A 12,251-nucleotide genomic window follows, 5' to 3' on the forward strand; every position below is an offset into this window, starting at 1 on the left:
CTCAGGCTCCGATCAGCTCGGCGGAGCCGCGGTCCGCCATCACAGTGGTCTCGTCGATCGCCACGGCGGCCTCGGGGGACGACGCCGCTGCCTCCACCTCGGCAGCCTCGCGCGCCTGCCGCTGGGCATAGGCCTCGGCCGCCTCGCGGACCCAGGCACCGTTGGTGTGGGCCTCGCGGCGGCGCTTCATGCGCTGCACGTTGCACGGGCCGGAGCCCTTGATCACGGACATGAACTCGTTCCAGTCCAGCTGGCCGTAGTCGTAGTGGCCGCGGGCCTCGTTCCACTTCAGGTCCGGGTCCGGCAGGGTCAGGCCGAGAGCCTCGGCCTGCGGGACGATCATGTCCACGAAGCGCTGGCGCAACTCGTCGTTGGAGAAGCGCTTGATGTTCCACTGCATGGACTGCTGCGAGTTGGGGGAGTCCGCGTCCGGGGGACCGAACATCTGCAGGGCGGGGCCGTAGAAGCGGTTCACTGCCTCCTGGGCCATCTGCTTCTGCGCCTCGGTGCCGTGGGAGAGCTCGTAGAGGATCTCCCAGCCCTGGCGCTGGTGGAAGGACTCCTCCTTGCAGATGCGCACCATCGCGCGGCCGTACGGGCCGTAGGAGGCGCGGCACAGCGGCACCTGATTGCAGATCGCGGCGCCGTCCACGAGCCAGCCGATCGCGCCCATGTCCGCCCAGGTGCGGGCCGGGTAGTTGAAGATTGAGGAGTACTTGGCCTTGCCGCTCAGCAGCTGCTCGTTGAGCACGGAGCGCGGGGTGCCCAGGGTCTCCGCCGCGGAGTAGAGGTACAGCCCGTGGCCGGCCTCGTCCTGGACCTTGGCCATCAGCACGGCCTTGCGCTTGAGGCTCGGGGCGCGGGTGATCCAGTTGGCCTCCGGCTGCATGCCAATGATCTCGGAGTGCGCGTGCTGGGAGACCTGGCGGGTCAGGCTCTTCCGGTAGGCCTCCGGCATCCAGTCCCGGGGCTCCACGCGGGAGTCCTCGCTGAGGAGGTGCTCGAAGTGCTGCTGCTCGGCGGTGGGCTCCGCCTGGTCCGCAGTGGTGGTCTGCTCAGTCATGGTGGGTGTCCTCGGTTCGCGGGTGAGATGGGAGCGGAGGATGAACTCTGTACGCTGCCGGCAATAATAACTGACCGCTCGTTCAGAATATAGGCCCCCGGTGTGGTCGTCAACACATCTTCCGCCCGGGAGGCGGGGACCCGTCAATGGATGTGCAGGGGTGGCGACGCCGCGGCGGAGCCCTGGACTTGTTGACACACGTCACATTTCGCGGTTACCTACTGACCGATCGTTCTGAAAATCTGAGGAGCCCTCCCGTGCCACACCATCCCGTCCTCACTGGCGACCGTGCCTCCGAGTGGTTGGGGATCACCGTGCAGCGCGCGGACCCCGGGCACTGCGTGATCTCCATGGCCGTGCGGGAGGAGATGCTCAACGGCTTCGGCATCGTGCACGGCGGGATGATCTTCGCGCTCGCGGACTCGTGCTTCGCCATGACGTGCAACGACCCGGAACCGGACGGCACCTCCATGACCGTGGCCCAGGGCGTGGACATCAACTTCCTCAGCTCGGCCCACCCGGGCCAGACCCTCGTCGCGGAGGGCCGTCAGATCGCCACCACCGGGCGCAGCGGCCTGTGCGACATCACCGTCTCCACCCAGGGCGGGGACGTCGTCGCCCAGTTCCGCGGCCGCACCGCACCGTGCCCCTTCGCCAGAAAGCGTGAACCCATGACGTCGTGCTCCGTGCCCAGCCCGTACCACCCCGTGGCCTCCGAGGACTCCTCTCAGCCGGATCCCGAGGAGCTGATGAGCCGGGACCAGATCGAGGCGCTGCAGACGGAGCGCCTGAACTGGACCCTGCACTACGCGTACGAGAACGTGCCCGCCTACCAGGAGCTCTTCGACGAGCACGGGGTGCACCCGGACGACTTCCGGGAGCTCGAGGACCTCGCGAAGTTCCCTTACACGGACAAGGAATTCCTGCGCAAGGCCTACCCGTTCAAGTCCTTCGCCACGCCCATGTCCGAGATCCGACGCATCCACGCGTCGTCGGGCACCACCGGGCAGCCCACCGTGGTGGCCTACACGGAGGAGGACCTGCAGACGTGGGGGACCCTCGTGGCACGCTGCTTCCGGCTCTCGGGAATGAAGCCCGGGGACAAGGTGCACAACGCGTACGGCTACGGGCTGTTCACCGGCGGGCTGGGCGCCCACTACGGTGCGGAGCGCCTGGGATGCGCCGTGATCCCGATGTCCGGAGGGCAGACGGAAAAGCAGGTGCAGCTCATCCGAGACTTCGAGCCGCAGGCCATCCTCTCCACCCCCACCTACCTGCTCACCATCGCGGACGGCTTCCGCAAGCTCGGTCTCGACCCGCGCGAGACCTCCCTGCGGCACGCGGTACTCGGGGCGGAGCCGTGGACCGAGGAGATGCGCCACGAGATCGAAAAGACGTTCAACATCTCCGCGTGCGACATCTACGGACTCTCCGAGGTCATGGGCCCCGGCGTGGCCGGCGAGTCCTGCGAGACGAAGGATGGTTCGCACATCTGGGAGGACCACTTCCGCCCGGAGGTCATCGACCCGTTCGACGACACGGTGCTGCCCACCGGGCGCCCCGGCGAGCTCGTGTTCACCGCGCTGACCAAGCAGGCGCTGCCGATCATCCGCTACCGAACCCACGACCTCACCCGCCTGCTGCCGGGCACCGCCCGTCCGGGCCACCGGCGCATGGGCCGCATCACCGGGCGCTCGGACGACATGATCATCCTGCGCGGCGTGAACCTCTTCCCGTCCCAGATCGAGGAGCTCGCGCTGAAGATCCCCGCGCTCTCCCCGCACTTCACGCTGGAGATCACCCGGCCGCACCGCATGGACCAGATGACCATCCACATCGAGCGCCGCGAGGACGCCACCCGCGAGGAGGCGGGGGAGGGTGCTCGTCGGCTGCTGCACGAGATCAAGACGAAGATCGGCTCCAGCGCCACGATCGACATCGCCGAGCCGGACACCCTGGCCCGTTCCTCCGGGAAGCTGCGGCGCGTGTACGACCACCGCGACAAGTGAGTTCCGGCGTTGCCGGGGCCCGCTGTGGCGGTGGAGCCCAGGTGACGAGCCGGTAGCCTGAGGTTCTCCGTTCCCGACAGCCCGACAGAAGGTCGAGGTCCCCGTCCATGTCCCCCGCGAGCACTTCCCCCGCCTCCGACGGCGCCGCGGCGGCCCCCAAGCGGGGCCGTCCCGGGTACGACCGAGAGACCCTGCTGTCCGTGTGCGTGGACGTCTTCAACCGCTACGGCTACGACGCCACCTCCATGGGGACCCTCTCCAAGCACCTGGGGATCTCCAAGTCCGCGATCTACCACCACGTGGAGTCCAAGGAGGCGATTCTCGGCCAGGCACTGGACCGTGCGCTGGACTCGCTGGAGGCGGTCTTCGAGTCCGTCCTGGCCTCGGACCACGGGCCGGTCAACAAGCTCGAGGCGATCCTCGACGGCTCGGTGCGGGTGCTCGTGGACCAGATGCCCTACGTGACCCTGCTGCTGCGGCTGCGTGGGAACTCGGAGGTCGAGGAGGCCGCGCTGCAGCGTCGCCGCACCCTGACCCGCACGGTCGAGGACTTGGTGCGCGAGGCGCAGGAGCTGGGGGAGCTGCGCACGGACATCTCCGGGAAGTCCGCACCGCGTCTGATGCTGGGCATGGTCAACTCGATCGTGGACTGGTACCAGCCCGGCCGCTCGGGCACAGTGGACCAGCTCGCGGCGACCGTGGTGACGATGGTCTTCTCGGGCCTGCGGGCTTAGCCGTCCTCGCGGGTACCCCGAGGATCCGCGGGGATCCGCGCACCCGCTCACGATTGCGGGCGAACGGGCAGGCGCGCCCGAGGATCCCGTGCGACCCGGCAGTCTGGGACCCGCCCGGCGGCACCCGCGTCAGCTGCGGCGCGCGGAGAGGATGCAGAACTCGTTGTCCTCGGGGTCGGCGAGGACGGCGAACGTGGCGTCCTCCGGCTGGCCCACGTCCGCACGGCGGGCTCCCGCGGCGAGGAAGCGCTCGACGATGGCGTTCCAGTCCTCGGTGACGTGCGGCGCGAAGTCCAGGTGGATCCGGTTCTTGACCGTTTTCGGCTCGGGCACCGGGACGAAGCAGATCCCCGTCTGCACGGCGTCGAACTCCCGACGGTCGTCGATGTCCCCGGTGGGGCTGCTGCGCGGGGCAATCGCCGCCTCGTCGGCGTCCTCGTACATCACCTCCCAGTCGAGCACCTGGGCCCACCAGTGCGCCTGGGCGTGGAGGTCGCGGCAGTCGATCACGGCGGTGTAGAGACGCATGGTGTGCTCCTTGAAGGGTGTGGCGCCAGTCCTGCAGACGGCGGCGGAAGGCGCCGGGGGCCGCCGCAGTCCCGGGAACACCGGAGCCCCACGACGTCATGCCACGGGGCTCCGGAGGTTCAGGTCGCCGTCAGACAGCACCGCCGTCAGACCGTGCTGCCGGCACCCCCGAACGGGCGGGGACTCACGCCTCCGGCACCGGCCACCGCTTGGCCACCAGCGTCAGGACGTCGTAGGTGGCCACGATCTCGTCGTTCTGGTTGGTCAGGCGGGCGTCCCACGCGACCTCGCCGTACTCGTCCGTCACGCGCGGGGTGATCTTCTTGGCGGTCAGGGTGACCCGGATGGCGTCCTCATACGTCACGGGGGTGATGAACCGCAGGTTCTCCAGCCCGTAGTTGGCGAGAACGGGCCCGGGTGCGGGCTCCACGAACAGCCCTGCGGCCCAGGAGACCAGCAGGTAGCCGTGGGCCACGCGGCGCGGGAAGAACGGGTTGGCCGTGGCGGCCTCCTCGTCCGTGTGCGCGTAGAACGTGTCCCCGGTCTTCTCCGCGAACTCCAGGATGTCCTCGAGCGTCACGGTGCGCAGGTCCGAGACGAACTGGTCGCCGATCCGCAGCGTCTCCAGCGACTTGCGGAACGGGTGCTCGCCGGTGCCGTCCGCCACGTCCTCGCGGGTCACCGTGTTGGCGCTCGCGCCCCAGTGCCACTGGCCGGTGATGCCGGTCAGCAGGTCCGGGGAGCCCTGCACAGCGGTGCGCTGCATGTAGTGCTTGACCGCACGCACGCCGCCCAGCTCCTCGCCGCCGCCTGCGCGGCCGGGGCCGCCGTGGACCAGGTGCGGCACGGGCGAGCCGTGGCCCGTGGAGGTCTTGGCGTCGTCGCGGTCCAGGAAGAGCACGCGCCCGTGGTACGCGCCGATCCCGGAGGCGAACTGTGCCGCGAGCTCGGGGGAGTGGGTGCACACGGTGGCCACCAGGGAGCCGCCACCCATCGCAGCGATCTGCACGGCGTCCGCGACGTCCCCCGAGTAACCGAGCACGGAGGTGACCGGGCCGAACGCCTCGACCTCGTGCACGACGGGGGTGCGTGCGTCGTCGAACGAGAGCACGGTGACGGGGAAGAACGCGCCGTGCTGGGGTACGGAGGAGAGCTCCTCGGGTCCGCCCAGCTCCACGGTGGCACCGGCGTCGACCAGGGTGCGCACGGAGCGCAGCACCTCGAGGTACTGGTCCTCGGACGCGAGCGGGCCCACCGTGGTGGCGGCGTCCCGCGGGTCCCCGACGACGGCGCGCTGGGCCACCCGCTTGCGGATCGCCGTGACCACGGCGGCCTTGACCTGCTCCGGCACGACCACTCGGCGGATCGCGGTGCACTTCTGCCCGGCCTTGGCGGTGATCTCCAGGACCACGGACTTCACGAACGCCTCGAACTCGGGGGAGTCCTCGGTGACGTCCGGGGCCATGACCGCGGCGTTCAGGGAGTCGGTCTCCGCGGTGAAGCGCACACCGTTCTCCGCCACGTTGGTGTGGCCGCGCAGTGAGCGGGCCGTGGCTGCCGACCCCGTGAACGCCACGTGGTCGCGGGCGTCCAGGTGGTCGAGCAGGTCCCCGGCGGAGCCGGAGACCAGCTGCAGGGATCCCTCGGGCAGCAGCCCGGAGTCCAGCATGAGCCGCACGCACGCCTCGGTGACGTAGCCGGTGGGGGTTGCGGGCTTCACGATGGTGGGTACCCCGGCGATGAACGCGGGCGCAAACTTCTCGAGCATGCCCCACACGGGGAAGTTGAACGCGTTGATCTGCACGGCCACGCCAGGCAGGCGGGTGTAGACGTGCTCGCCCAGGAACGAGCCGTCCCGGGAGAGCTGCTCCACGGCGCCGTCCACGATCACGTTGGCATTGGGCAGCTCGCGGCGGCCCTTGGACGAGAACGTGAACAGGGTGCCGATGCCGCCGTCGACGTCGATCAGGTGGTCCTTCGCGGTGGAGCCGGTCGCGTAGGAGAGCTCGTACAGCTGCCCCTTGTGCTCCCCGAGGTGCTGCGCGAGCTGCTTGAGGATCAGCGCGCGGTCGTGGATGCGCAACTGCCCCAGCGAGGCCTGGCCCACGGTGCGGGCGTACTCCACGGCCCCGGCGGTGTCGAGGCCGTCCGTGCCCACGCGGGCCACCAGCTCGCCGGTGGCGGCGTCCTTCACGTCCGTGACCTTCTGCGGGTCGTCCGGGCGCCACCACTGGCCCCTCACGAAGCTGGGCAGGATCTGCGGGGCGCTGGTCTCGGGCGCCTGGGTCTGGGTGCTCACGCTGGGTCCTCCGGGTGTCGAGGCGGTAGCCGAACGATCGGTCAGTATTTGGACCAGGATAACCTAGGTCACACAGAGTCACCATGGCCGTTCGTCCCGCTCCACCGGGCCCGACGGCGCTGCGGCACCTTTCCCGCGCGGGCGCGCGGGCGGCGTCGTGCCACCACCACGAGGAGTGAACATGCACGAGGACCCGACCCCCGCGGACGCACGCGTGGAGAACCGGCGGCGCGCGGCGTCGTCCGACGAGCAGAAGGGCAAGCCCTTCGACGCCCTGAACCTCGAGCTGGGCGAGCTGGACCGCAAGATGGGCGTGGAGGTGGAAGAGCGTTCCGCCGAGCGCCTCGTCGCCACCATGCCCGTGGAGGGCAACCGGCAGTCCCTCGGGCTGCTGCACGGCGGCGCGTCCGTGGCGCTGGGCGAGATGCTCGGATCGTGGGCCGCCGTGATCCACGGCTCCACGATGGGCAAGGTGGCCGTGGGCGTGGACATCAATGCCACCCACCATGCCTCCGCCACGAGCGGCCGGGTGCGCGGCGTGGCCACGGCCATCCGCCTGGGCCGCACCATGACGAGCCACGAGGTGGTCATCACCCACATCGACACCGGCCGCCGGCTGTGCACGGTGCGGATCACCAACTACCTCAAGGACGCCCCCTCGCAGTAGCCGCGGCAGGCGTGCCCCGCGCACGGAAGAACCGCCCCGGCGGCCGCGTCATGGTGCGGTGCCGGGGCGGTTCTGTGTCCGCCAGAGGTCTGAGCAGACCCCTCCATCACCCGCGGATGAGGTGAACGCGGAGGCCGGGTGCCCGGAGTACTTTGGCCTCGGTGACCGTGCACCGGCCTCCGCGAATCTGTGTCAGCGCTGCCGCGCGGGGCGGGTCAGAACTGGGCGCTTTCGGTGGAGCCCTTGAGGGCGATGGTCGAGGAGTTCGGGTTGACCACCTGCGAGACCAGGTCGAAGTAGCCGGTGCCCACCTCGCGCTGGTGCTTGGTGGCGGTGTAGCCGCGCTCCTCGGCGGCGAACTCCCGCTCCTGGAGTTCCACGTAGGCGCTCATCTGGTTGCGGGCGTAGCCGTGTGCCAGGTCGAACATCGAGTAGTTCAGGGCGTGGAAGCCCGCCAGGGTGATGAACTGGAAGCGGAAGCCCATGGCGGCCAGCTCGCGCTGGAACTTGGCGATGGTGTCGTCGTCCAGGTGCTTCTTCCAGTTGAAGGACGGCGAGCAGTTGTACGCCAGCATCTGGTCCGGGAACTCCTCGTGCACGGCCTCCGCGAACTGCTTGGCGAGTTCGAGGTCCGGGGTGCCGGTCTCCATCCAGATGAGGTCGGAGTACGGCGCGTACGCCTTGGCTCGGGCGATGCAGGGCTCGATGCCGTTGCGGACCTTGTAGAAACCCTCCGCGGTGCGCTCGCCGGTGATGAACTCGGCGTCCTGCTCGTCGATGTCCGAGGTGATCAGGGTGGCCGCCTCGGCATCCGTGCGGGCGATGATGATGCTGGGCACGTCCTCCACGTCCGCCGCGAGGCGGGCCGCGTTGAGGGTGCGGATGTGCTGCTGGGTGGGGATCAGCACCTTGCCGCCCAGGTGGCCGCACTTCTTCTCGGAGGCCAGCTGGTCCTCCCAGTGCACGCCCGCCGCACCGGCGTCGATCATGGACTTCATGAGCTCGAACGCGTTGAGCGGTCCGCCGAAGCCGGCCTCCGCGTCCGCGACGATCGGCGCCATCCAGTTCTCCACGGTGTGGACGTCCTCGGCGTGCTCGATCTGGTCCGCACGCTTGAGCGCGTTGTTGATCCGGCGCACCACCTGGGGAACCGAGTTCGCCGGGTAGAGGGACTGGTCCGGGTAGGTCTGGCCCGCCAGGTTGGCGTCACCGGCCACCTGCCAGCCGGAGAGGTAGATGGCCTTCAGGCCCGCCTTGACCTGCTGGACCGCCTGGTTGCCCGTCAGAGCGCCCAGAGCATTGATGTAATCCTCCGAGTTGAGCAGGTACCAGAGGCGCTCCGCCCCGCGGCGGGCGTTGGTGTGCTCTTCTCGAAAGGAGCCCTGCAGACGCAGGACCTCCTCGGGCGCGTAGTCACGGGTCACACCCGCCCAGCGCGGGTTCTCCTCCCAGTCACGGGCCAGTTCAGCGGCGCTGCGGAGGTTGCTGTTCTCGTTGCTCATCTCGGTCTCCTTTGATCGTTCGAGCCGGCGGCCTCGGTGGAAGCTCCGCACGGGTAACTTGATGTGTTCCACTTTTGCCGCGATCTGCACCCTCGCATAGAGGTTTTTCGGATGAAGAATTGAATTTCTTCACGTTTGAGAAAAATCTGCCTAAACTCGGACTATGACCCTGGACACAGGACCCCGCAGGCACCGTCGCACCGTCGACGCCGCTCCCACCCATTCCACGACCGAGCGCACCGCTCCCGCGGGACACGGGAGGGCGGGCACCCGAGGTGGCCGCGCGGCGTCGTCGTCCTCCGAGGTGCCGCCCGAGGAGTCGGGGGACCCGGCGGACCCGATCGTGCTGGGTCGGCGCATCCGCTACCGCCGCAAGCGCCTGCGAATCACGCTGGAGGAATTGGCGCGCACCGCGGGAATGGCGCCGTCCGCGCTGTCACTGATCGAGAACGGCAAGCGCGAGCCCAAGCTCAGCGCGCTGTCCGCGATCGCTGCGGCCCTGGACATGGGGGTGGAGCAGCTGCTGGGCTCCAAGGCGCCCTCTCGGCGCATGGAACTGGAGATCCAGGTGGAGCGGGTCCAGCGCGGGCCCATGTACTCCGCGCTCGGGCTGCCCACGGTGCGGGTGGGGCCGGGGACGAGCACCGAGACCCTCGAGGCGCTCGCCGCACTGCAGCAGCAGCTCGGTCAGCGGCTCGAGGAGCAGGCCGCCACCCCGGAGGAGGCCCGGCGCGCCAACACCCAGCTGCGGGCGCGGATGCAGGGCGTGAACAACTACTTCGAGCGGATCGAGACCATGGCCGCGGAGCTGCTCGCCGCCATCCGGCACACCGGCGGGCCGCTGTCCGAGCACCACATCTCCCGGCTGGTGGAGCACGTGGGCTTCGAGATCCACCAGGTCCCGGACCTGCCGCACTCCACGCGCTCCGTCACGGACCTGCGCAACCGGCGCTTCTACCTGCCCGCCAGCACGGCCGGCGGATCCCCGTGGTCCGTGCTGCTGCAGGCGGTGGGCCACCACCTGCTGGGGCACGGACGGCCCGCAAGCTACGGCGAGTTCCTGGAGCAGCGGGTGGAGACCAACTACTTCGCCGCCGCGCTGATGGTTCCCGAGGCCTCGGCGGTGGACCTCCTGGCCCGGGCCAAGTCCCAACGGGAGCTGTCCGTGGACGACCTCCGGGACGCGTTCGCGGTCTCCCACGAGACGGCCGCGCACCGCATGACCAACCTGATGACCCACCATTTCGAGATCCCCACGCACTTCGAGAAGGTGCACTCCTCCGGGATCATCCACAAGGCCTGGCAGAACGACGGCCTCCAGTTCCCCACCGACCACAGCGGGGCGGTGGAGGGTCAGCGGGCGTGCCGTTTTTTCTCCGCGCGCCAGGCCTTCTCCGGGACCAACCGGCTGCTCTCGCACTTCCAGTACACGGACACCCCGCACGGCACGTTCTGGTGCTCCGCCCGCGTGGAGGGCTCCGAGCACGGCGAGTTCTCAATCTCCTTCGGGGTTCCCTACGAGCACGTCAAGTGGTTCCGGGGCCGGGCCACGAACTACCGGCGCACCTCCACCTGCCCGGACCCGGCGTGCTGCCAGCAGCCCTCGCCCGCGCTCTCGGAGCTGTGGGACGGACAGGCGTGGCCCTCCGCGCGCCCGGCCACCCACATGCTCGCCGCAATGCCCGCCGGCGCGTTCCCCGGGGTGGACGAGACCGAGGTGTACCGCTTCCTGCAGCGCCACGCGCCGGCCGTTGAACTCGATGCGGACCTCGCGTAACGTCCGTCACGTTCCTACTGCTGCGTAGGTTGTCGTTCTCGCGGCGCGGGGCGAGCTTCCGCAGTGCGCCGCCCACCCGACGACGACGCCGCGCGGCCCCCTTGTCCGCGACGAAAGGCCAGTGCCATGTCCATCTCCACGTGCGACCTCTACGACGAGCGCGGCGACGAGCTGCAGTCCGTGACCACCCAGTTCATCTCGGTGGGAGGCGTCCACCAGTTCGCCGGCCCCATCCGCACCGTGCGCTGCTTCGAGTCCAACGTGGACGTCAAGAAGCTCGTGGCCACCCCCGGTGACGGTGCCGTGCTGGTGGTGGACGGGCAGGGCTCCATGAACTGCGCGCTGCTCGGCGACAACGTGGCCCGCACCGCCATGGAGAACGGCTGGGCGGGGCTCGTCATCAACGCCCCGGTGCGCGATCGCGTGGAGCTCGGAACCCTGCAGATCGGCGTGAAGGCCCTGGGCACCAACCCCCGCAAGTCCTCGCCCAACGACTTCGGCGAGACGGACGTGATCCTCAACTTCGGAGGTGTCACCTTCCGTCCGGGCAAGACCCTGTGGGCGGACGAGGACGGGATCCTCGTGGAGCGCTGAGTCCGGCACGGCCCCATGAGGACAGCTCCGTGGCCGCACGGCTGACGCCGGGTGGCCGAACCGCTGGAGGTCCGGTTCACGGCCGGTCGAGCGCACGAGCACCAGAACACACAGGTATCGGACGTGAAGGGCGCGACCCCTCGGGGTCGCGCCCTTCACCGTTGCCCGCACGGCGTCGTGTCAGCTACTTTCCTGCGTGCCTACGTGCTCGGCACGAAGGTGGAACCGTCCCAGGTGTACTCCAGGGTCTTGCCCGTTGGGGCGCCGCCCGGGGCGACCTCCTTGACCAGGATGGTCGGTTCGCCGGAGGCTTCGATCCGCAGCCCGGCCGGATCGGACGGGTACGGCGGGATCAGGTTGGCCTCGGGAATGGTTCCGTTGGACGAGTAGCCCTCGTCGGCGGGGGAAATGACGGTGACGCCGCGGCTGCTGCTCAGGTAGAGGTTCCCGTACCTGTCCACGGGGCTGCTCCCGGCCACGTCCCACACCTGGTCCCCGATCACGGGGGCCGGTCCGAACGAGACCAGGTCCCCGGCGTCCACGTTCACCTCGTAGCGCACGGGCTCGTTCCCCTGATAGACGGCGAAGCTGGGCTGCTTGCCCTGGGGAGCGGTCTCCGGGTGCACGATCCGTTCGTGGGACACGATCTCCATGGGGCCGTAGGCGGGGTGATTCATCTGGAACCGTCCCGTGGCCGTGCAGACCCCCGCACAGGGGTCCTCCACCGCGGGGAGCGTGGAGTGGACGGCGGGTGCTGAACTGGAAGGCTCCGGTGGCGGCGCGGTGGTCTCTGCAGTCGCAGTCGGCTCCGTGGCCGGGGTCTCCGCGCTCTCGTCGGGGGGCGCCGCCTGGGTGCTCGGCGCCGTACTCGGGGTGCTGCTCGCCGCCGGGGCCGTGCTCGCGGCGGGCGACGACGCGGCGTCGGCGGCCTGCGAGGGCTCGGCGCTCTGCGCGCAACCCACGAGCAGCGGGACAGCCAGAACAGCGGCGGTCAGGGTCTTGGTCTTCGTGGAGCACATCTCGTTCACCTCGTCGGTTGGGGGAGATCTCTGAGATCACCAAGGCATCCACCCTCCCC

The 12,251-nt window shown here is 69.6% G+C and carries 11 protein-coding genes and 1 pseudogene; 7 read left to right on the top strand and 5 right to left on the bottom strand.

Annotated elements, in window-relative coordinates:
- Position 1 precedes the first annotated feature (1 nt).
- Entirely contained in the window at positions 2-1,063 is a 1,062-nt protein-coding gene (gene paaA, locus ABD264_RS08465; protein ID WP_344205457.1) for a 1,2-phenylacetyl-CoA epoxidase subunit PaaA, read from the bottom strand.
- Positions 1,064-1,413: 350 nt separating this feature from the next.
- Here paaA and ABD264_RS08470 point away from each other — a divergent pair.
- The 3 genes and pseudogenes from ABD264_RS08470 to ABD264_RS08480 form a co-directional block, all read left to right on the top strand.
- A pseudogene (locus ABD264_RS08470) lies at positions 1,414-1,641 on the top strand (hotdog fold thioesterase); the annotation flags it as partial.
- Between the two features lie 93 nt (positions 1,642-1,734).
- A complete protein-coding gene (locus ABD264_RS08475) occupies positions 1,735-3,072 on the top strand; it encodes a phenylacetate--CoA ligase family protein (protein WP_295110274.1) in 1,338 nt (445 codons plus the stop codon).
- Positions 3,073-3,179: 107 nt separating this feature from the next.
- On the top strand, positions 3,180-3,806 hold the full coding sequence (locus ABD264_RS08480; protein ID WP_144941226.1) for a TetR/AcrR family transcriptional regulator: 627 nt from the start codon (positions 3,180-3,182) through the stop codon (positions 3,804-3,806).
- 129 nt (positions 3,807-3,935) lie between these two features.
- Here the strand turns inward: ABD264_RS08480 and ABD264_RS08485 are convergent, their stop codons facing one another.
- On the bottom strand, positions 3,936-4,334 hold the full coding sequence (locus ABD264_RS08485; protein ID WP_344205459.1) for a VOC family protein: 399 nt from the start codon (positions 4,332-4,334) through the stop codon (positions 3,936-3,938).
- Positions 4,335-4,518: 184 nt separating this feature from the next.
- Positions 4,519-6,633 carry a phenylacetic acid degradation bifunctional protein PaaZ gene (paaZ, locus tag ABD264_RS08490; protein ID WP_344205461.1) on the bottom strand — a complete coding sequence of 705 codons (2,115 nt, stop codon included), beginning with the start codon at positions 6,631-6,633 and terminating at the stop codon, positions 4,519-4,521.
- Between the two features lie 181 nt (positions 6,634-6,814).
- Here paaZ and ABD264_RS08495 point away from each other — a divergent pair, with 181 nt between their 5' ends.
- Positions 6,815-7,300 (top strand): hotdog fold thioesterase, encoded by a 486-nt coding sequence (locus ABD264_RS08495; protein ID WP_222126518.1) that lies wholly within the window; start codon positions 6,815-6,817, stop codon positions 7,298-7,300.
- Positions 7,301-7,515: 215 nt separating this feature from the next.
- Here ABD264_RS08495 and aceA read toward each other — a convergent pair whose 3' ends face one another.
- Positions 7,516-8,802: an isocitrate lyase gene (gene aceA, locus ABD264_RS08500; protein ID WP_012397296.1), complete on the bottom strand. Its 1,287-nt coding sequence runs from the start codon at positions 8,800-8,802 to the stop codon at positions 7,516-7,518.
- Positions 8,803-9,106: 304 nt separating this feature from the next.
- Between aceA and ABD264_RS08505 the strand changes: the two genes are divergently transcribed.
- Positions 9,107-10,579, top strand: coding sequence for a helix-turn-helix domain-containing protein (locus tag ABD264_RS08505; RefSeq protein ID WP_055082382.1), 1,473 nt, complete (start codon positions 9,107-9,109; stop codon positions 10,577-10,579).
- A gap of 126 nt (positions 10,580-10,705) precedes the next feature.
- The gene (rraA, locus tag ABD264_RS08510) at positions 10,706-11,173 is read left to right on the top strand and encodes a ribonuclease E activity regulator RraA (RefSeq protein ID WP_290499925.1); all 468 of its coding nucleotides are present in this window, start codon (positions 10,706-10,708) and stop codon (positions 11,171-11,173) included.
- Positions 11,174-11,373: 200 nt separating this feature from the next.
- Here rraA and ABD264_RS08515 read toward each other — a convergent pair whose 3' ends face one another.
- Positions 11,374-11,850 (bottom strand): hypothetical protein, encoded by a 477-nt coding sequence (locus ABD264_RS08515; RefSeq protein WP_145012129.1) that lies wholly within the window; start codon positions 11,848-11,850, stop codon positions 11,374-11,376.
- A gap of 13 nt (positions 11,851-11,863) precedes the next feature.
- Between ABD264_RS08515 and ABD264_RS08520 the strand changes: the two genes are divergently transcribed.
- A complete protein-coding gene (locus ABD264_RS08520) occupies positions 11,864-12,226 on the top strand; it encodes a hypothetical protein (RefSeq protein ID WP_344205467.1) in 363 nt (120 codons plus the stop codon).
- Positions 12,227-12,251 lie beyond the last annotated feature (25 nt).

It is taken from the genome of Kocuria salsicia (assembly GCF_039532055.1).
Lineage (GTDB): Bacteria > Actinomycetota > Actinomycetes > Actinomycetales > Micrococcaceae > Kocuria > Kocuria salsicia.

What these genes read in the sequence shown, in the direction of transcription:
- ABD264_RS08480 (WP_144941226.1), top strand. Translation starts at nt 3,180, where the DNA reads ATGTCCCCCGCGAGCACTTCCCCCGCCTCCGACGGCGCCGCGGCGGCC.
- ABD264_RS08475 (WP_295110274.1), top strand. Translation starts at nt 1,735, where the DNA reads ATGACGTCGTGCTCCGTGCCCAGCCCGTACCACCCCGTGGCCTCCGAG.
- aceA (WP_012397296.1), bottom strand. Translation starts at nt 8,802, where the DNA reads ATGAGCAACGAGAACAGCAACCTCCGCAGCGCCGCTGAACTGGCCCGT.
- ABD264_RS08495 (WP_222126518.1), top strand. Translation starts at nt 6,815, where the DNA reads ATGCACGAGGACCCGACCCCCGCGGACGCACGCGTGGAGAACCGGCGG.
- ABD264_RS08515 (WP_145012129.1), bottom strand. Translation starts at nt 11,850, where the DNA reads ATGAATCACCCCGCCTACGGCCCCATGGAGATCGTGTCCCACGAACGG.
- paaA (WP_344205457.1), bottom strand. Translation starts at nt 1,063, where the DNA reads ATGACTGAGCAGACCACCACTGCGGACCAGGCGGAGCCCACCGCCGAG.
- rraA (WP_290499925.1), top strand. Translation starts at nt 10,706, where the DNA reads ATGTCCATCTCCACGTGCGACCTCTACGACGAGCGCGGCGACGAGCTG.
- ABD264_RS08485 (WP_344205459.1), bottom strand. Translation starts at nt 4,334, where the DNA reads ATGCGTCTCTACACCGCCGTGATCGACTGCCGCGACCTCCACGCCCAG.